Annotated in this window: 15 protein-coding genes, 2 tRNA genes, 1 rRNA gene and 1 pseudogene; 13 read left to right on the forward strand and 6 right to left on the reverse strand. The window is 44.5% G+C overall.

Features of this window, described 5'->3' with window-relative positions; all coding sequences use genetic code 11:
* Window positions 1–18: 18 nt before the first annotated feature.
* From rrf to R7P80_RS20390, 6 genes are all read left to right on the forward strand, one after another.
* Window positions 19–135, forward strand: a 5S ribosomal RNA gene (rrf, locus tag R7P80_RS20365).
* A 77-nt stretch (window positions 136–212) separates the two neighbouring features.
* Window positions 213–289: transfer RNA gene (locus tag R7P80_RS20370), tRNA-Asp, on the forward strand.
* Window positions 290–324: 35 nt separating this feature from the next.
* Window positions 325–401: transfer RNA gene (locus R7P80_RS20375), tRNA-Trp, on the forward strand.
* Window positions 402–875: 474 nt separating this feature from the next.
* The gene (locus R7P80_RS20380) at window positions 876–1,208 is read left to right on the forward strand and encodes a DUF1904 domain-containing protein (protein ID WP_005381768.1); all 333 of its coding nucleotides are present in this window, start codon (window positions 876–878) and stop codon (window positions 1,206–1,208) included.
* Between the two features lie 12 nt (window positions 1,209–1,220).
* Entirely contained in the window at window positions 1,221–2,057 is an 837-nt protein-coding gene (mepA, locus tag R7P80_RS20385) for a penicillin-insensitive murein endopeptidase (RefSeq protein WP_213870991.1), read from the forward strand.
* A gap of 323 nt (window positions 2,058–2,380) precedes the next feature.
* Entirely contained in the window at window positions 2,381–2,689 is a 309-nt protein-coding gene (locus R7P80_RS20390) for a hypothetical protein (RefSeq protein WP_005381765.1), read from the forward strand.
* A gap of 42 nt (window positions 2,690–2,731) precedes the next feature.
* Here R7P80_RS20390 and R7P80_RS20395 read toward each other — a convergent pair whose 3' ends face one another.
* The 3 genes from R7P80_RS20395 to rdgC form a co-directional block, all read right to left on the reverse strand.
* Window positions 2,732–2,986: a YfhL family 4Fe-4S dicluster ferredoxin gene (locus R7P80_RS20395; RefSeq protein ID WP_005381763.1), complete on the reverse strand. Its 255-nt coding sequence runs from the start codon at window positions 2,984–2,986 to the stop codon at window positions 2,732–2,734.
* A 2-nt stretch (window positions 2,987–2,988) separates the two neighbouring features.
* Window positions 2,989–4,389, reverse strand: a complete 1,401-nt coding sequence (gene yegQ / locus R7P80_RS20400) for a tRNA 5-hydroxyuridine modification protein YegQ (RefSeq protein ID WP_005381754.1) — start codon at window positions 4,387–4,389, stop codon at window positions 2,989–2,991.
* Between the two features lie 166 nt (window positions 4,390–4,555).
* Window positions 4,556–5,470 (reverse strand): recombination-associated protein RdgC, encoded by a 915-nt coding sequence (gene rdgC, locus R7P80_RS20405; protein ID WP_005381753.1) that lies wholly within the window; start codon window positions 5,468–5,470, stop codon window positions 4,556–4,558.
* Window positions 5,471–5,694: 224 nt separating this feature from the next.
* On the opposite strand from rdgC, the gene phoB reads away from it, so the two are divergent.
* From phoB to R7P80_RS20420, 3 genes are read left to right on the forward strand one after another with little or no spacing between them, the layout of a single operon-like run.
* Window positions 5,695–6,384: a phosphate regulon transcriptional regulator PhoB gene (gene phoB, locus R7P80_RS20410; protein WP_005381752.1), complete on the forward strand. Its 690-nt coding sequence runs from the start codon at window positions 5,695–5,697 to the stop codon at window positions 6,382–6,384.
* A gap of 40 nt (window positions 6,385–6,424) precedes the next feature.
* A complete protein-coding gene (gene phoR, locus R7P80_RS20415; RefSeq protein WP_005383667.1) occupies window positions 6,425–7,723 on the forward strand; it encodes a phosphate regulon sensor histidine kinase PhoR in 1,299 nt (432 codons plus the stop codon).
* Entirely contained in the window at window positions 7,723–8,682 is a 960-nt protein-coding gene (locus R7P80_RS20420) for a PstS family phosphate ABC transporter substrate-binding protein (RefSeq protein WP_005383668.1), read from the forward strand. The genes phoR and R7P80_RS20420 overlap by 1 nt, the downstream gene beginning before the upstream one ends.
* Before the next feature lie 34 nt (window positions 8,683–8,716).
* Here the strand turns inward: R7P80_RS20420 and ppx are convergent, their stop codons facing one another.
* Together ppx and ppk1 are read right to left on the reverse strand one after the other, a co-directional pair.
* On the reverse strand, window positions 8,717–10,222 hold the full coding sequence (gene ppx, locus R7P80_RS20425; RefSeq protein ID WP_033905789.1) for an exopolyphosphatase: 1,506 nt from the start codon (window positions 10,220–10,222) through the stop codon (window positions 8,717–8,719).
* Window positions 10,206–12,296, reverse strand: coding sequence for a polyphosphate kinase 1 (gene ppk1, locus R7P80_RS20430; RefSeq protein ID WP_005381748.1), 2,091 nt, complete (start codon window positions 12,294–12,296; stop codon window positions 10,206–10,208). Before ppk1 ends, ppx begins: the two co-directional genes overlap by 17 nt.
* 207 nt (window positions 12,297–12,503) lie before the next feature.
* On the opposite strand from ppk1, the gene R7P80_RS20435 reads away from it, so the two are divergent.
* The 4 genes and pseudogenes from R7P80_RS20435 to phoU all read left to right on the forward strand — a co-directional run bounded on the left by R7P80_RS20435 (window position 12,504) and on the right by phoU (window position 17,962).
* Window positions 12,504–14,708 carry an ABC transporter permease subunit gene (locus R7P80_RS20435; RefSeq protein ID WP_225491879.1) on the forward strand — a complete coding sequence of 735 codons (2,205 nt, stop codon included), beginning with the start codon at window positions 12,504–12,506 and terminating at the stop codon, window positions 14,706–14,708.
* A 735-nt stretch (window positions 14,709–15,443) separates the two neighbouring features.
* Window positions 15,444–16,412 (forward strand): annotated as a pseudogene (pstA, locus tag R7P80_RS29425) (phosphate ABC transporter permease PstA); the annotation flags it as partial.
* 2 nt (window positions 16,413–16,414) lie between these two features.
* On the forward strand, window positions 16,415–17,233 hold the full coding sequence (gene pstB / locus R7P80_RS20445; RefSeq protein ID WP_005381745.1) for a phosphate ABC transporter ATP-binding protein PstB: 819 nt from the start codon (window positions 16,415–16,417) through the stop codon (window positions 17,231–17,233).
* Between the two features lie 30 nt (window positions 17,234–17,263).
* Window positions 17,264–17,962, forward strand: coding sequence for a phosphate signaling complex protein PhoU (phoU, locus tag R7P80_RS20450; protein WP_005381744.1), 699 nt, complete (start codon window positions 17,264–17,266; stop codon window positions 17,960–17,962).
* 62 nt (window positions 17,963–18,024) lie between these two features.
* Here the strand turns inward: phoU and ppk2 are convergent, their stop codons facing one another.
* On the reverse strand, window positions 18,025–18,801 hold the full coding sequence (gene ppk2 / locus R7P80_RS20455) for a polyphosphate kinase 2 (protein ID WP_005381743.1): 777 nt from the start codon (window positions 18,799–18,801) through the stop codon (window positions 18,025–18,027).
* Window positions 18,802–18,840 lie beyond the last annotated feature (39 nt).

The raw sequence follows: 18,840 nt of genomic DNA on the forward strand, positions 1-18,840 counted from the left end.
TCCGAATTAAAGAATTTGCTTGGCGACCATAGCGTTTTGGACCCACCTGATTTCCATGCCGAACTCAGAAGTGAAACGAAATAGCGCCGATGGTAGTGTGGGGCTTCCCCATGTGAGAGTAGGACATCGCCAGGCTTTAGTTTTATTTTCACTTTTTCGAAAAGTGAAGACAAAAGCGGACACTTGCTTATTAAAGCGAGTGATACCACTGCGGAGTGGTAGTTCAGTTGGTTAGAATACCGGCCTGTCACGCCGGGGGTCGCGGGTTCGAGTCCCGTCCACTCCGCCACTTATTTGAGCGTCGTCTCAATAAACACGAATCACAGGGGTGTAGCTCCAATTGGCAGAGCAGCGGATTCCAAATCCGCGTGTTGGGAGTTCGAATCTCTCCACCCCTGCCATACTCTAAAGCCTCAGCAGTAATGCTGGGGCTTTTTTGCATCTGAAGAAAAGAGAATCTGACTAGTTGGAGAGTTGTCGATTCCTCTGATACCAAAGTATCGGGGGATTGAAAGTTCATATCTCCGGGATATTGGTCCACTTCACCTATCCCCCATGTTCATAAGCTCTGGCTTAGGTCAGGGGCTCTTTTATTCCTAACGTATAGTTTCGACGTCAGGTGTATGTTTATCCAACGAATATGGCATACCTTTGCTTCAGATAGTTTTATTTTCTAGTAATGTAATTATTAAATGTTGATGTATCGCTTTGCTCTTTCTGTTTTACCTTCGAATTTTCATAACGCTTTTTCTTCGTTATCGAGCACATCTGATTCACAATCTATTGAAAGGTCAGTGGTTACATTGGCTTGGATGATTACTGACTTGGTTCCTGTTATCATCATGCATTGATGCTAATAATTAGGAAGTAAGTTTATGCCACATTTTCGATTCCGTGCTGTAGAGCCACAAGCTGTTCAGGCATTATCAAAACCTCTTACGGATGAACTTCAGCCTCTAATGGACTGTCCGCGTGAGGATTTTACTTTTGAGTATATCTACACTACGTTTTTCAATGAGGGTGAGGTGAGTGCTGCATATCCTTTTGTCGAAGTGCTTTGGTTCGACCGTGGCCAGGAAGTGCAAGATGAAGTTGCCAAGCTTATTACGCAACAAGTGCGCGGTATCGCTGGTGCCGATATTGATGTTGCAGTTATCTTTTCCGCCTTATCTCCTAAAGCTTATTACGATAATGGCGAACACTACTAAAGGTTAAAGGCTATGAGGCTGAGTTTCATTGTAACTTTGGGTTTATGTTTCTCAGCTTCAGTATGTTCTACTCCTTGGGAGTCTGCGGTTAATCCTACCCGAAACTCTTCCTCCTCTATTGGTAGTTATGCTAACGGTTGTTTAGATGGTGCATTACCCTTGCCTCTCGATGGCGTTGGTTATCAAGTCTTACGTAGTAAAACGAAGCGCTACTATGGGCACCCTAAAACGATAGAGTTTATTGAAAATCTGGCGCTTAAAGCTCATCAAAATCTCAACACCACTCTGCTAATTGGTGATTTGTCTTTACCTAGAGGTGGAAGGTTCTCCTCTGGTCATTCTAGTCATCAAACCGGGTTAGATATCGATATCTGGTTAAGACTTGCTGACCAACCGCTTTCTTATAACGAATTACAACTTCCTAAACCCATGAGTGTGGTGGATTTAAAAGGTGATTCCATACTTAATCATCGCTGGGAAGAGCGGCACTTTAAGCTAATTCGGTACGCTTCAAAAAGTAAGGATGTTGCACGAATTTTTGTACATCCTGTTATTAAGGAGCAACTTTGCTTGCAAGAAAACGGCAAAGATCGTTCTTGGTTACGTAAAGTACGTCCATGGTGGGGGCATCATTACCACTTTCACGTCAGGTTATCTTGTCCTGATTCGAGCGACTATTGTGTTGATCAAGCACCACCTCCAGTAGGTGATGGTTGCGGTGCTGAGCTTGCAAGTTGGGCCCCGAAAGCAAAACCTACTGATCCCCCTCAACGGGTAAAAACAACCTCTAAGCCCAAACGAAAAAAAGTCGTTCCACCTCAATGCTTGCCGCTTATCAATCCTAATTAGTGTTACTCTTCAGGTTTATCTGTACTTGGTGATCTCTTTTATGAAACTGGAGAAACATCATACTTTTGTCTACATTGAATAGTACCAATACAAAAACTAACCCAATCAGTTTTGGGGACATATTATAGAAATCTAAATTAAACAAAGAGTTGTAGTATGGGTAAGTTGTAACTTCTCTGTTTAGAAAAAGATCTTTCGTCACGATACTCTGGTTTCTTAGCAATATGTCTGTCAGTTGGCTAAAAAGCGATAACAACGCAGACAAGTGTGTAAGGCAGGGATATCCCCTTTTCCTGTTAGAAGAGTAAATCAAGGACAAAACCATGACTATGATTTGTGCAAAAGAATTTGCAGAGTGGTTAAGACACAGATTTAGCAGTGATACTAAAGGAGTCTCTTTGACTCGAGAGGATGTGAATCACCTGACTGGGCGTCAACGCCTTGATCCGGGTTTTGTTAATGATGTGCATTATGAGCTGATGCAATATGGGATGGCTTTCGTTACTGATACGAGCCGAGAAAACTTTTATTTAATACCTGTTTCTCAAGCGGAGAATTGGCGTGAGAGACTAGAGTATCATTTTGAAAAAGAGCTATTCTGCAATATTATCCCTATTGAAAAATCAGGTTGAGAAAAGGTTCAACTTTGATGTCAAAGTTGAACCTAATTGCTCTTATGCTAACCCTTGAATAATCACGAATTTTTCAAGCAACTGCTCTTCAGTTTCGACATGGTTCGGATCAGTGATTATGCATTTTGTAATTGGACACACTGACTGACAGGTCGGCTTTTCGTAATGCCCCTTACACTCTGTACATAGCGCTGGATCAATTTCGAAAATGCTCTCTCCCATACTGATTGCCCCATTGGGGCATTCGGGATCACACATGTCGCAGTTAATGCATTTATCAGTAATGAGCAAGGCCATGGTTACTTACCAGTCGGGTTACGGGTGTCCTGCCCTGAGTTTAGATTACGCATTAATAGGCCATATTCTAAATCTAGCTCTGCTGGTACTGGAATGAATACAAAGTGACCGTTTCCTTTCGCGTCTTCAATAGACTCTGATTTGCGGTTTTCCATTGCCTCTAGCGTGAAAACAATATTGCCTTTTGGCGTCATTAGTTCAAGGCTATCACCGACAAGAAACTTATTTTTTACTTCTACTTCAGCCATGTCACCACGACGTTTGCCAGTGAATTCACCAACAAACTGTTGAGCATCAGAGACTGAGTAACCGTAATCGTAGTTTTGGTAAGTATCGTGTGTATGACGGCGTAGGAAGCCTTCAGTGTAGCCACGGTGAGCTAGGCTTTCTAGTGTACCCATTAGGCTTTCATCGAATGGTCGACCTGCTACTGCATCATCAATTGCTTTACGATAAACTTGAGCGGTACGTGCGCAGTAGTAGAACGATTTAGTACGACCTTCAATTTTCAATGAGTGAACACCCATCTTAGTTAAGCGTTCAACGTGCTGAACCGCTCGTAGGTCTTTAGAGTTCATGATGTAAGTACCATGCTCATCTTCGTAAGCCGCCATTTTTTCTTCTGGACGGTGCGCTTCAGAAAGCAGAACGACTTCATCTGTTGGTTTGCCGCGACCAATTGTGGTTTCAGGACGCTCGTCTTGTACTTCGACAGGCTGTGCTTCCGTCGGGTCGAATTTCTCTACGATGTCACCAGCGTCGTTTTCTTTACCCTCTTCAACTTTGTATTCCCAGCGGCATGCGTTAGTGCAAGTGCCTTGGTTAGGGTCACGTTTGTTGATATAGCCAGAAAGTAGGCAACGACCAGAGTAAGCCATGCATAATGCACCGTGAACGAATACTTCAAGCTCAGTTTCAGGGCAATGCTCACGAATTTCTTCGATTTCTTCTAGAGACAGCTCGCGAGAAACGATCACACGTTCCACGCCATTCGCTGCCCAGAACTTAACGGTCGCCCAGTTTACAGCGTTTGCTTGTACAGAAAGGTGAATTGGCATTTCTGGGAAAGCTTCACGAACCATCATAATTAGGCCTGGATCTGACATGATCAATGCGTCAGGACCCATCTCTACGATTGGCTTAAGATCACGGATGAAGGTTTTTAGCTTCGAGTTGTGTGGTTGAATGTTACATACCACATAAAGCTTTTTGCCTAGGGCGTGGGCTTCATCGATACCGATTTTTAGGTTCTCGTGGTTAAACTCGTTGTTACGTACGCGAAGGCTGTAGCGAGGTTGGCCAGCGTAAACTGCATCTGCCCCGTAGGCGAATGCGTAACGCATGTTTTTCAGGCTGCCCGCTGGAGATAGTAGCTCAGGCACGAATGCTTTCTCAGTTGTCATTGCTCAATTCTCTTTTATCTGATCACAAGTCAGGCCAATTCCACCTAATGGAAATGGGGCGCAAATTTTACGTCAAAATGTGAACTGTGACTAGGGTAATTGTGCTTCAGATAGAAAAAAAGCCCTCAAAAAAAGTGAGGGCGTTATGGTTAACCTTTATACAAAATTAAGCGTTAGGATTCGGTAAGCCGCCTAGCGCATCGTATAGGTTGGGAAGGAAAGCACTGAACTCTCCACACATTAGAGAGAAGTCTGCATCAAATCGAGCTGCTTGATCTTCACGTGGAATATCATCGTTTTGATCTTTCAATTCATCAGAGAATTTTAGACGTTTGATGCCCGCATCTTCCGTCATAATGAACTCAATACGATCTTGCCAATTAAGCGCAAGTTTCGTCACGACTTTATCCGCAGCGATGTGGTTGCGGATTTCATCAGTGGTTAGCTCTTGCTTCTTACAGCGAATCACACCACCTTCTTCAAGTACGGATTTTAGCTCAGCTTCGTCCATCATGCTGATACCTTGAGGTGTGTCACCGCTTTTCACCCACTCGGTTAGCGTAGTTTCAATCGCCACTTCTGGAATAGCAGGAACAACAGGTAGACTACCCATGGTTTTACGAAGCAATGCTAATACATCTTCTGCTTTTTTATAGCTGCTTGCATCAACAAGGATAAAACCTTCTTTTGGCATGATGAGCACGTGAGTGTGGCTGCTGCGGCTGAATGCGCGCGGCAGTAAATCCATTACGATGTCATCTTTCAGGTTGTCTTTCTCTTTCTTCTTCAGAGGACGACCTTCTTGCGCTTCCATTGCTTCTACTTTTGCATTCAATGATTCTTTGATCACAGAGGCAGGTAGCATTTTCTCTTCTTTCTTGGCGCAAATCAGAATGCGGTTTTCTGACACGTGAGTCATCATATCGCCATGTCTACCCATTGCACTGACCCAGCCAAATTTCTGTTTGTCTTGACTGCCACACGGGGTGAATCGGAATTCAGACAGCTGAGTTTCTAGTTGTTCGGCGTTAAAAGTAACCTCGCGGTTAACGCGGTATACCAGACAGTTTTTAAACCACATAAATCTTCTCTAGGCTTGATGACAAGGGACTAATCATAGGGAATTTTTGTGCTGATGTCTTAATAGAAATGAAAAATATCCGAATGAACCTCAAAAGAAAGTTATATGAAAATTTGTTTTCAAAGGTCACAAAAGTGTCATAATTGGTAGTGATAATGCTTATGCAAAGAGAGGCGCTTTGTCTCTTAAATTCATTAGCTCAACGAACATAAGGTTACTCAATTATGTCTAGAAGGATTCTGGTTGTTGAAGACGAAGCTCCTATTCGCGAAATGCTGTGCTTCGTACTTGAGCAGAAAGGTTACCAAGCGGTAGAAGCGGAAGATTACGATACTGCAGTAACCAAACTGGCTGAACCCTTCCCTGATTTAGTTTTACTGGATTGGATGTTACCAGGCGGTAGTGGCATTAACTTCATCAAACATATGAAGCGAGAGGAATTAACGCGCAACATTCCAGTTGTGATGCTTACCGCTCGTGGTGAAGAAGAAGATAAAGTGCGCGGTTTAGAAGTCGGTGCGGATGACTACATTACTAAGCCATTCTCTCCTAAAGAGTTGGTTGCACGCCTAAAAGCGGTGATTCGTCGCGTTACCCCTACTGCACTAGAAGATGTAATTGATGTACAGGGATTGAAGCTTGACCCTGTATCGCACCGTGTTACGGCTAATGATGCGCCATTAGACATGGGTCCAACAGAATTTAAGATGCTTCATTTTTTCATGACGCATCAAGAACGCGTATACAGCCGTGAGCAGCTATTAAACAATGTTTGGGGCACTAACGTGTATGTCGAAGACCGTACGGTCGATGTTCACATTCGCCGCCTGCGTAAAGCATTGGAAGCTGCAGGGCATGATAAGCTGATCCAAACTGTTCGTGGTGCTGGATACCGCTTCTCGACGAAGGCATAAATTAACACGCAGCTTATCGGTACCATTTCTGGAGTTATGAGTGGTTGAAAGATTAACGTGGAAAAAGCTGGCCTGGGAGCTGGCTTTTTTTTACACCCCATGGGTGATAGTAGGTTGGATATTCGGTTATATGCCGTGGTTGCTTTTGGCTGCTACGGCATTGCAGCTTGTGTGGCATTTGCATAACCAAGTACGTTTATCTTCTTGGTTATGGGATGAAAAACGCCTCACGCCACCATCTGGTAGTGGTAACTGGGAATCTTTGTTCAATGGGTTGTATCGCTTACAACAGCGCCAACGCCGTAAACGAAAAGAGCTTACTAATCTTATTCGTCGATTCCGAAATGGTGCAGAATCGCTACCCGATGCCGTAGTGGTATTCCGTGCTGAAGGTAATATTGTTTGGTGCAACAAGCTGGCTCAGCACTTACTGGGCTTCCATTGGCCAGAAGATTCAGGTCAACCTATCTCCAATCTCATTCGTACACCTGATTTTATCAAGTACCTCAACAAGAAAGACTTCTCAGAGCCATTAGAAATGCGTTCACCACTCAACGTCGAACGCATGCTGGAATTGCGTATCGTACCGTATACCGAGGGTGAGCACTTGATGGTAGTGCGTGATGTGAGCCAATTAAAACAACTTGAGGGAATGCGTCGCAACTTCTTTGCCAACGTATCTCATGAACTGCGTACACCAATGACGGTGCTACAAGGTTATTTGGAGATGACAGAAGACCCTGATATGGTCGTGGGTCCAATGTGGAGCAAAGCTCATGGTGTCATGACGGAGCAGCTCAACCGCATGAACAGTTTGGTGAACCAACTACTGACACTATCTAAAATTGAAGCGGCACCTATGCATGAACTTGAGGAAGTCGTGAATGTGCCTGCGATGCTTGAAGTGTTAGAAAAAGAGGCAGTTAGCCTTAGTGGGGACAATCAACATAAATTGAAATTTGATGTTGATGCTAGCCTACGCGTGTTGGGCGATGATGACCAGTTACGTAGTGCTATCTCTAACCTCGTTTATAATGCCGTCAAATACACGCCGCCTGGTGCAAACATTAATGTTCGCTGGTTCCAGACCTCTCAAGGCGCATGCTTAGAGGTGGAAGATAGTGGTGATGGTATTGAACCTCAGCACCTACACCGACTTACCGAGCGTTTTTATCGAGTGGATAAAGCAAGATCACGTGATACTGGTGGAAGTGGTTTAGGGCTAGCCATTGTAAAACACGCGCTGAGTCACCATGACTCTCATTTAGAAATTCACAGTGAAGTAGGTGTGGGCAGTAAGTTTTCTTTCGTATTGCCTGAGCGTTTGGTGGTGAAATAATGGCTTTACGATTGGCAAAAACATTCAGTTTATTCGCGCTTGTTTGTTCTTTTATTGCTGCCGCTCAAGATAAACCATTGCCGACTTATCATAAAACGACGGGGATTGTCGGGAACTTGCTCTCTGTTGGCTCCGATACACTTGCGGGTATGACAACGCTTTGGGTTGAAGAGTTTAAATCCATTTACCCGAATATTAATGCGCAAGTCCAAGCATCTGGCTCTTCTACTGCCCCCCCAGCATTGACCGAACAAACAGCTCAGTTTGGTCCCATGAGCCGCCCTATGCGTTTAAGAGAGGTTGAAGCGTTTGAACGTGAACATGGCTACAAGCCAACTGCGCTCAGGGTCGCCATCGATGCAATCGGTATTTTTGTTCATCAAGATAATCCAATTCAAGGGCTTAACTTTAGTCAGTTAGATGCTTTGTTTTCTGCCACGCTGCGCTGTGGTGAAAGTCAATTTGTCACAAACTGGCAGCAACTCGGTCTTGAATCACAGTGGGCAAAGCGAAACGTCCAGTTGTTTGGTCGTAACTCCGTTTCTGGAACTTACGGTTACTTCAAAAGCAATGCCTTGTGTGGCGGCGATTTCAAGACCCGAGTTAACGAGCAGCCAGGCTCCGCGTCAGTTGTGCAAGCTGTAGCGTCAACCATCAGTGGAATTGGTTATTCCGGTGTCGGTTATCGAGTGGCAGGCGTGCGCTTAGTCCCTGTGGCTAAAATGGGAAATGACTACGTGACTCCAACGCGAGAACATATTGTTAGTGGTAAGTACCCACTATCACGTTACTTATATGTTTACGTGAATAAGCACCCTGATTACCCATTAACACCAATTGAAGCTGAATTTATTCGCTTTATCTTTTCTGCTCAGGGACAAGCGTTGGTTGAGAAAGATGGTTATGTGCCCATTACGGCAGATTTTGCAGAAGAAGAGTTAAAAAAAGTCGGCCTGTAAGCCGACTTTTTATTTAGGTATGAAGAGTACGAGATCAGAAAGTGAGTGTCCACTTCGCGCTGTCCCAACGTTCTTGTTCTTCCTGTAAATCCGCGTGAAGTAATTTATTGTTTTCTAGCCATGCTTCATCTGTGCATGTGAGAATCCATTCGTCATTTTTGATAGATAAGGTGATATCAGGCAATGGATCTTCATTACGCTGCCCATTTAATACGATAGAAAGTCGTAATATTTTGATGAGGCTTATAACGTCACTCTGTTTATAGAGGTTGAAATCTGGTAGTTCTTGCAATTTGAGCGCTTTACGCTGGAAGCGAGCTAATGTTGCAAGCACTAATTGCTGCTCACGGTTGAAGCCTTGTAGGGTGGAGTGCAACAGAATATAAAAAGAGTGGCGATGGAAACTACGCAAGTTAATACTTAATCCGACTTCATGAAGCAACGCTGCCCACTCTAGTAAGTCAAATAACTCACTCTTTTTCTTAATGCCTAGTTCAGAGCGTACCTGACATAACATCTCACGTGCATGCCCCTTAACACGAGCGGCATGCTCTAAGTCGACCCGGTGCTTGTTGGCTAAATTTTCTGTGGTGCGCATGCGAATATCGGAGCGTGCAAAACGTTCTTCCATTTCGTACAACAGGCCTTCGCGTAGAGCACCATCGGAGAAAAACATCTGCTCAATGCGAAGCGCTTTGAAAATCGCGGACAAAATCGCTACGCCTGCTGCGAATACGGGTTTACGTTCTTCTGTTAGACCCGCCAGCTCAATATCTTCAATGGAATCAAATTTACACAGAGTTTCGATAAGTGTATCCAGTCGACTCGCTGTGATCAGGCCATCTTCAAAACCTAATCCTACTAGCACTTCTTGAATCGCCTTGATGGTTCCTGATGAGCCGAGAGCAATATCCCAGCCCTTTTTACGATATGTTGAAGCGATGGACTCGAGTTTTTGTTCGGCAGCTAACATCGCCTTGCTGAAGTTTTTTCCTGACAGTTTGCCGTTTTTAAAGTATTGCTCTGTAAAACTGACGCATCCCATCTGTTTACTGTTGAGAAGCTCAGGCTCAAATTCTTGTCCAATAATCATCTCGGTACTGCCGCCTCCGATATCGATGACTAGTTTGGAGTTGGATTCTACTTGAGTGTGCGCGACGCCTAAGTAAATCAGGCGGGCTTCTTCTTCTCCAGGGATAATTTCTATTGGGAAAGGCATCACTTCTTTCGCACGCTCGATGAAAAGGTGGGCATTTTTAGCGCGTCTTAGTGTGTGTGTGGCGGCGATACGTACATTTGACTCATCAAGCCCTTGCAGCCTCTCAGCGAACATGGCTAAGCATTCTAGCGCACGCTCCATTGCGGCGTGACTTAAGTTCAATTCACTGTCGAGTCCTGATGCTAAGCGAACACGTTGTTTATGACGACTAACCAGTTGTAGGTCACTGCCGACAACTTTGGCCACCACCATATGGAAACTGTTTGAGCCGAGGTCTATCGCGGCAATGTAGCGAGTATCTTGTTCAAGTATTTGAGGCATCTGAATTTTGTTTTCTAGTTTGCTTTTCTATATTTTTAAGATAGTCATAGATAGCGATTTGAGAGCGAACTTTTTTGCGATTACCTCGTGGTACGTAAGCGTTACTCATTTCTTTATCTATTAAACGAGCCTTTACTGTATCGGTAAAATGGATATTCGTTATATCAATAATTCTCTGTTTCAAACGTGGATCACGGACTGGTACTGCTACCTCGATACGGTGATCAATATTTCTTGTCATCCAGTCTGCGGAGGAGATATAAACTTGCGGATCGCCATCATTGTGGGTGATCACCACGCGAGGGTGCTCAAGAAAGCGGTCAACAATACTGATGATGCGAATATTGTCGCTGATCCCCTCAATGCCCGGTACTAATGAGCACATGCCTCGAATGATCATGTTTATTTTTACACCGGAAGTACTTGCTCCATAAAGCTTATTGACGATGCCTTTATCGACTAGGTTATTGACCTTGATCGTAAGAGCGGCTTTTTTCCCTAGCTTGGCATTCGCAATTTCATTATCGATTAAGCGGTAGATTTGGGTTCGAGAATTACGAGGAGATACCATAAGGTGATTGAACTTCACTGGTCGGTATGGATTCTCAATGTAACCGAAGACATTACGGACTTCATTAGTGATTTCTTGATCTGCCGTAAGCAGGGAGAAGTCGGTATAAATTCGTGCCGTCTTCTCATGGAAGTTGCCTGTGCCGATGTGTGCGTAGCGAATAATTTCTTCACCTTCACGGCGGCTAATCATCAGTAGCTTTGAGTGAATCTTAAGACCAGGCGCACCAAAGATGACGTGCACACCCGCTTCGGTTAATACTTTTGACCATTCGATATTGGCTTCTTCATCAAAGCGAGCTTGCAGTTCGACGACCACAGTGACATTTTTTCCGTTGTGCACCGCATCAATTAAAGAGTTCATCAAGCGAGAATCTTTCGCGACGCGATAAATGTTAATCTTGATACTAAGTACTTTGGGATCGAAGGAGGCTTGGCGCACTAACTCACTAATGTGGTCAAAAGTGTGGTAGGGATAATAGAGCAGAATATCTTTCGCTTTAATCGCGTCAAAGCTGTTGGCATAACCTTCGAAATCGGCACATTTCATTGGCGGGAGAGGTTTATTTTCAAGATATTCTCGTCCAACATTTGGAAAGCCGATGAAGTCTTTAAAGTTGTGATAGCGTCCGCCGGGGATAAGGTTATCGTAGTTAGAGATATTAAGTTTGTTACACAGAAACTCTAACATTTGAGGCGGCATATCGCGTTCGTAGACGAAGCGAACGGGCTTTGCTGTCAGTCGCTGATTGACACCCTCTGACATTTGTTCAAGCAAGCTGTACTCGATTTCATTGCGTAAATCGTATTCAGCGTCACGCGTCATTTTCATCGCATAGCCGCTAAGCTCATCATAATCAAAAAAGCCTTTGAACAGCTCGTCCAAACAGTGGCGGATAATATTATCAAGTAAGATGATGGTTTTTCGGCGCTTTCCTTTCTGTTCTGGTACCATCACAAAGCGGGGAAGGTGATCGGTCGGAATTTCGATCAGAGCGTACTGGTAATGTTCTTCTTTACGCAGTTCTACGGCGATGTAAGCGTACTCGTCTTTGAGAAATTGCAGAACATCGATCTCGTCTTTCATTAGGAGGGGAGTGATATGCGGCATTACCTCTCTACGGAAGTATTTTGCGATCCACTTTTGTTGCGATTCATCCAGTTGTTGTTCGTTGACCAAGAAAATGCGACGTCGTGCCATTTCTCGAATCAATTCGCTGTAAAGCTCATCAAATTGTTCGTTAAGCTTTAGTGCTTTCGACTGCATTTTGGTTAACAGTCGTTTAGGGCTATCACTGCCACCGCGCTCTTGGCTGATTAGGATTCTGCGCTTCACGTCCGCAAAGCGTACTTTGTAAAATTCATCTAAATTGTTGGAAAAGATCCCAAGAAAGCGAATACGTTCGATCAAAGGGACGGTTTTATCGGCAGCTTCTTGTAATACTCGTTCGTTGAAAGACAACCAACTCAGTTCTTTTTCTATATATAGTTTTTCTGCGCTCATAACCTTACCTAGCCAAAAGTGAAGTAATACGTACTCATCTTGGAAAAATGGATGAGTGAGAACATTATGAGATTTTCATTACAGATTTATTTCATACCACGCATTGCATAAGAGTTGTATTCTTTTCAGGTGTTTAATGTGATCTGTAATATAATTGTCATCTTAACGACATATTCTAGTACTAAGTCAAAAAAGGTAGAGATTTAAATGGCACAAGCCGAGTTTTCATTGCAGGAAAAAGATAAGAAACGACTGATAAAAGATCGTTTAGTTCGACTTGCAGTGACATCCGGTGGTGTCGGCGTACTCGCGGCGCTTATTTTGATCTTTGTCTACCTCGCTATGGTGATCATTCCGCTTTTTTCTGATGCGGAGATCAAAACCAACCAAGCCATTCGAGCTACTCATATTGAAACACCACTTGCGATTTCAGTGGATGATTACGCTCAGCTCGCGTTCGTTCTAACCCAAAGTGGTGAGATTCAATATTTGTCGATGGACGATCCTACGAAACCTGCGGTGTATACACAGCAAATCGTCCAGAAACCCGTCGCTTTCTCTCAATCTGCTCCTGGGCTAGGTTGGTATGGATTTGTTGATGGGCAGGGTAAAGCGAACCTTTTCAAGCCAGAATTTAATGCCACATTGAGAGAAAATACACGTCCTCCGGAAGTGATTGAGCTAGACACCAGCATGGATCTGACGCTGAGTATGCCTCAAGAACCTGTGACTCAGTTTGTATTTGCAGCTTCGACGCCCTTACCAACGGTTGTTTGGCAGACGCAAAGCGGTGAAGTGAAAGCTCGCTGGCAAGTGGCTTCGTCTTTGGGTACGTCTCCTACAACGATCGATTTTACGTTCTCTTCAGGCTTTAATACGCCTCAGCAAATGTTGTTGACACCTGACGGTGAAACGCTTTATTTGCGCGATGGCTCTGAGTTGATAGTGTTAAAGAAAACCGCACGTAAATTTGCTGTACGAGAGGTGGTCGATCTCACTCAAGGTGATAAGAAGCATTCCGTTCGTACGATAGACTTATTGGCTGGTGCTTACTCGCTTTTGGTGACGCACAACGATGGTCGGGTGTCGCAATGGTTTGATACGCTGCAAGAAGAAAAACGCACGTTAACGCATATTCGTGATTTTAAATTGGCATCAGAGCTTAAGTATTTGTTGCCGGATTCTCATCGAAAAGGATTTTATAGCTTTTACACCAACGGCACGTTGCAAAGCCATTATACAACCAGTGAAAAACTGGTGTTGTTTAAGCGTGCGTACAATCAAGCGCCCGCAATCGCAGCAATGTCTAACAATGAACGCTACTTAATCACTTGGCAAAATAATGCGTTAAATGTTGCGGAAGTGGACAATGCCTATCCGGAAATTTCATTGTCTTCATTATGGCAAGAAGTGTGGTACGAAGGGTATCCTGAGCCTGAATTTGTGTGGCAATCGACTTCGGCGAGCGATAACTTTGAGGCTAAGTTCAGCCTAGTACCTATTGCGTTTGGAACGATAAAAGCGGCGATGTTTGCGATGCTGTTTTCAGTACCGCTCGCAGTGCTAGGTGCTATTTATACGGCTTACTTTATGTCGCCACGCATGCGTCGTGTAGTAAAACCGTCGATTGAGCTAATGGAAGCACTGCCGACGGTGATCATAGGTTTCCTCGCGGGATTGTGGTTCGCGCCTATTGTCGAAGATCACCTGATTACGATCGTCGTTATGCTGTTTGTTTTGCCCTTGAGCACCATGATTATGGGCGGGCTATGGGCATTAATACCGCAACCTTTGCGGAATCGTCTGCCCAATGGTTGGCATGCTTTAGTGCTCATGCCTGTCATATTGGTACTGATTGTGCTTGGAGTGTGGATTTCGCCTACGATTGAGCAGGCGTTCTTTGGTGGCGATATGCGCTTATTCTTAACCGAGCATGGTATTGGTTACGATCAACGCAATGCATTGGTGGTGGGGTTAGCGATGGGGTTTGCTGTTATCCCGACGATTTTTACCATTGCCGAAGATGCCATTTTCTCTGTACCGAAGCATTTATCGGATGGCTCTTTGGCATTAGGGGCCACGCCTTGGCAAACTTTAATCTATGTTGTCTTGCTTACTGCAAGTCCAGGTATTTTTTCTGCCATTATGATGGGCCTGGGACGCGCTGTTGGCGAAACCATGATTGTGTTAATGGCAACGGGCAATACGCCATTAATGGATTGGAATATTTTGGAAGGATTGCGCAGCTTATCGGCAACCATTGCGGTGGAATTGCCAGAGTCAGAGGTTGGCAGTTCGCATTATCGTTTGTTGTTCCTCGCTGCGTTGATTTTGTTTGTCTTCACCTTTGCGGTGAACGCGCTGGCAGAGTTGGTACGTCAAAGATTGAGAGATAAATACCGTGCGTTGTAGTTTAGATCAGGAAAAAGAGCGAGTTACAGAATGTTAAATTGGATTCGTTCTGGCGCACCGTGGATATGGCTAACAGGCGGTGCGGTCAGCATCAGTCTGTTGTCGGTGTTAGGGTTATTGCTCCTCATTGGTTGGAAAGGATTAACCTATTTCTGGCCTGCGCCATTGTATCAATGGAACGTAACGTCGTTGACTCCTGTACAAGGCGAAGTGCTACATGAAAATACTATTCTGATTGGTCAAGTGTATGAGCGCAGCTTTGTACCGAAGAGTTATTTGCCTGAAAGCGCAGCACAACAGTTAGAAGACGATGAAGATTTTGCCACTCGACTCAGTATCAAAATCGCTAACCGAGAGTTGTATCCCGCCGATTTTATCTCCGTATTGCAAATGCAGTTGGATGAGCCCACGACGCCAAAAGAGTGGGCGGTGATAGAGCGCAGTAGCGGTGGTTATTTCTTTGGTAAGCTGGTGGCGTTTCAAGATGGCGATAATATATACACCAGTGATATTCAATCGATACTAAATAAAAAGCTTGATGATGCAGAAACTCTGCGCCATGAGATTGATTCTTTGGTGGTCGATCAGCTTAAAGAGCTTGGTTGGAAGCTAGAGCAGTTGCGATTAGAAAAGCGCAAGCATGAATTGAATGACACGCTGACAGAAAGCTTCTTAAAGGAAAATCAGACGAAAAAAGAGCAGATAGAAAAAGCGCTTGCGACGTTAGATTTGCAACTTGATGGTTTACGACTTCAGCTCTCTGACTATGCCTTGATTGCCGAGGATATGACGGGGTCACAAGTATCGATTCCGCTCGAAGATATTTTGGACTACTGGTATCCAAACCAAATGTCACTGCCTGATAAAGTCATGCATTGGGGAAAACAGGTTTGGAAGTTTTTATCTGAAGATCCAAGAGAGTCTAACTCCGAAGGAGGCGTGTTCCCTGCGATATTTGGTACGGTTTTCTTAGTACTCATCATGTCGATCATTGTGATGCCACTCGGGGTGATCGCCGCTATCTATCTACATGAATACGCTAAGAATAACGCTCTAACCAGAGTTATTCGTATTGCGGTTATAAACCTAGCGGGTGTTCCATCGATTGTTTATGGCGTGTTTGGTTTAGGCTTCTTCGTTTATACGATTGGTGCCTCTATCGACAACGTATTCTATGCGGAGAAGCTACCGGCACCAACCTTTGGTACGCCGGGTTTGTTATGGTCTGCACTAACTCTTGCCGTGCTGACGCTTCCAGTTGTGATTGTGACGACGGAAGAAGGTTTAACTCGTATTCCGAGTTCAGTACGACATGGCTCTCTGGCACTTGGTGCAACTCAGTTCGAAACGCTATGGCGCGTGGTTTTGCCTATGGCGACGCCAGCTATTATCACAGGTTTGATCCTTGCGATTGCGCGTGCAGCTGGCGAAGTAGCGCCACTGATGCTGGTGGGGGTCGTGAAATTGGCATCCAGTTTACCGGTTGACGGACAATTCCCTTATGTGCATTTGGATAGAAAGTTCATGCATTTAGGTTTTCACATTTACGATGTTGGCTTTCAAACCTCCAACATCGAAGCGGCGCGACCATTAGTTTATGCCACCTCTTTCTTACTCGTGACAGTGATTGTCGGGCTAAACTTAACAGCAATCAGTATTCGCAATAATTTACGAGAAAAATACAGAACGTTAGGACAAGATTAAGTATGTTTAATTTTGATAGTACATTAGGTTATGAGCCACCATTGGACGTTCATAATTTAACGGATGAACAAACAGCCATCTCAATCGAGAACCTTAATCTGTTCTATGGTCAAACTCAGGCGCTGCATGATATTTCGATGCGAATTCCCAAAGGGCGAGTCACCGCTTTTATCGGTCCTTCAGGGTGTGGAAAGTCGACGTTATTACGTTGCATCAATCGCATGAACGACTTAGTGGAAGGATGTCGAGTCACAGGCAAAGTGCGTCTCCATGGAAAGAATGTTTATCATCCTAATGTCGATGTTGCGACACTTCGACGCCGAGTGGGGATGGTGTTTCAAAGACCCAATCCATTTCCTAAGTCTATTTATGAAAACGTAGTTTATGGCTTACGCTTACAAGGTGTAAAAAACAGCCGCAGTTTAGATGACGCAGTGGAGCGATCCTTGCGCTCGGCGGCGTTGTGGGATGAGGTAAAAGACCGCTTGCATGAGAACGCATTTGGCTTATCTGGGGGGCAGCAACAGCGCTTGGTCATTGCGCGCGCGGTGGCGATTGAGCCGGAAGTCCTGTTATTGGACGAGCCAACATCAGCGTTGGATCCAATCTCAACTTTAACTATTGAAGAGCTTATCAATGAGCTGAAGACTCAATATACTGTCGTTATCGTTACCCATAACATGCAACAAGCGGCGCGAGTGAGTGATCATACTGCATTCATTCATATGGGTAAGTTAATTGAATACTCTGACGCGGACTCGATCTTCACCTCGCCAATGAAGAAGCAGACCGAAGATTACATTACGGGTCGCTACGGTTAAGTCGCGACTCTATACGGAATAAGGAACATCATGCACTTTGGACGTCATATTTCAGGACAGTTTAACGTAGAGCTAGAATCGATTCGTACTCATGTATTAACCATGGGGGGCTTGGTAGAACAGCAGCTTTCGTATGCTATTCAAGCCTTGCATAAAGAAGACATCGAACTGGCGCGTAAGGTTGTGCGTGACGATCATAAAGTGAATGCGATGGAAGTCTCGATCGATGACGCTTGTACACGCATTATTGCTAAGCGTCAGCCAACGGCAAAAGACTTGCGCTTAATTATGGCTATCATCAAAACGATCACTGATTTAGAACGTATCGGTGACGTGGCGACACGTATTGCTTACGTTGCCATTGAAAGCCCATCATCAAAAGAACGACAATTCCAAGTGTCGTTAGAGCCTCTCTGCCGTCAGGCAATTAATATGCTGCATCAGGTTTTAGACGCGTTTGCCCGTATGGATGTAGAAGCGGCAGCAGAGGTGCACAAACAAGATGACAAACTAGACGCCGAGTATGAAGCGGTGATTCGTCAGTTGATGACTTACATGATGGAAGATCCAAAAAATATCCCTAATATTCTGCAAGTGATGTGGTCTGCACGCGCGATTGAACGCGTGGGGGACCGCTGCCAGAACATCTGTGAATACATTATTTACTTTGTGAAAGGGAAAGATGTACGCCACCTAGGTGATCAAAGTATTGATGACGTACTGAAGTAACTGACTTCAACAAATAGACCAGCTTTTAGGCTGGCCTATTTATTAGAGAGAAGGAAAGCACGTCAATATTTATCAGGAACGAAGGTCTGATCATCAATGGGCGCTCTGACGTAACCTTCTTTATTGAGTTCAGGTAATTCGATGGGTGAGTACTCAAGTGCTTTGTAGTCAATCTGGCTTAGTAAATGACTGATACAGTTCAAGCGCGCTTTCTTTTTGTCATCAGAAGGGACGACCCACCAAGGGCAGTTTTTCGTGTCTGTATAGGCAAACATCTTATCTTTTGCTTCCGAATACTCCGCCCAGCGATGACGTGACTCCAAATCCATGGGGCTGAATTTCCAACGTTTGATCGGCGTATTAATTCGACCTAGAAAACGTTTTTCCTGCTCTTCGTCTGAAACCGAAAACCAATACTTAATCAGAATAATCCCAGAGCGTTGCAACATTCTCTCGAATTCAGGGCAAGAGCGTAAAAACTCCTCGTATTCGTCTGGAGTACAGAACCCCATGACTTTTTCGACACCTGCTCGGTTATACCAACTTCGGTCAAATAAAACGATTTCACCAGCAGATGGTAAATGAGCGACGTAACGTTGGAAGTACCATTGCGTTTTTTCTTTTTCGGTCGGTGCAGGCAGAGCCACTACGCGACAAACACGCGGGTTTAGCTTTTCTGTAATTCGCTTTATCACTCCGCCTTTGCCCGCAGCATCACGTCCTTCAAACAGAACCACCACTTTTAACCCTTTGTGTTTGACCCACTCTTGAAGTTTTACGAGCTCAACTTGAAGGTTTTTGAGCTCCTTTTCGTATTCCTTTTTCTTCAATTTAGACATACACATTTCCTCACTCCTTGATAAACAATATGTTAGCAC

The organism is Vibrio sp. 2092 (assembly GCF_033339635.1).
GTDB classification, from domain to species: Bacteria; Pseudomonadota; Gammaproteobacteria; order Enterobacterales; family Vibrionaceae; genus Vibrio; species Vibrio alginolyticus.

Coding starts and splice junctions, on each gene's coding strand:
- R7P80_RS20395 (WP_005381763.1), bottom strand. CDS start 2,986: ATGGCCTTGCTCATTACTGATAAATGCATTAACTGCGACATGTGTGAT.
- ppk1 (WP_005381748.1), bottom strand. CDS start 12,296: ATGAGCGCAGAAAAACTATATATAGAAAAAGAACTGAGTTGGTTGTCT.
- R7P80_RS20420 (WP_005383668.1), top strand. CDS start 7,723: ATGGCTTTACGATTGGCAAAAACATTCAGTTTATTCGCGCTTGTTTGT.
- ppx (WP_033905789.1), bottom strand. CDS start 10,222: ATGCCTCAAATACTTGAACAAGATACTCGCTACATTGCCGCGATAGAC.
- phoB (WP_005381752.1), top strand. CDS start 5,695: ATGTCTAGAAGGATTCTGGTTGTTGAAGACGAAGCTCCTATTCGCGAA.
- mepA (WP_213870991.1), top strand. CDS start 1,221: ATGAGGCTGAGTTTCATTGTAACTTTGGGTTTATGTTTCTCAGCTTCA.
- yegQ (WP_005381754.1), bottom strand. CDS start 4,389: ATGACAACTGAGAAAGCATTCGTGCCTGAGCTACTATCTCCAGCGGGC.
- ppk2 (WP_005381743.1), bottom strand. CDS start 18,801: ATGTCTAAATTGAAGAAAAAGGAATACGAAAAGGAGCTCAAAAACCTT.
- R7P80_RS20435 (WP_225491879.1), top strand. CDS start 12,504: ATGGCACAAGCCGAGTTTTCATTGCAGGAAAAAGATAAGAAACGACTG.
- R7P80_RS20390 (WP_005381765.1), top strand. CDS start 2,381: ATGACTATGATTTGTGCAAAAGAATTTGCAGAGTGGTTAAGACACAGA.
- phoU (WP_005381744.1), top strand. CDS start 17,264: ATGCACTTTGGACGTCATATTTCAGGACAGTTTAACGTAGAGCTAGAA.
- pstB (WP_005381745.1), top strand. CDS start 16,415: ATGTTTAATTTTGATAGTACATTAGGTTATGAGCCACCATTGGACGTT.
- rdgC (WP_005381753.1), bottom strand. CDS start 5,470: ATGTGGTTTAAAAACTGTCTGGTATACCGCGTTAACCGCGAGGTTACT.
- R7P80_RS20380 (WP_005381768.1), top strand. CDS start 876: ATGCCACATTTTCGATTCCGTGCTGTAGAGCCACAAGCTGTTCAGGCA.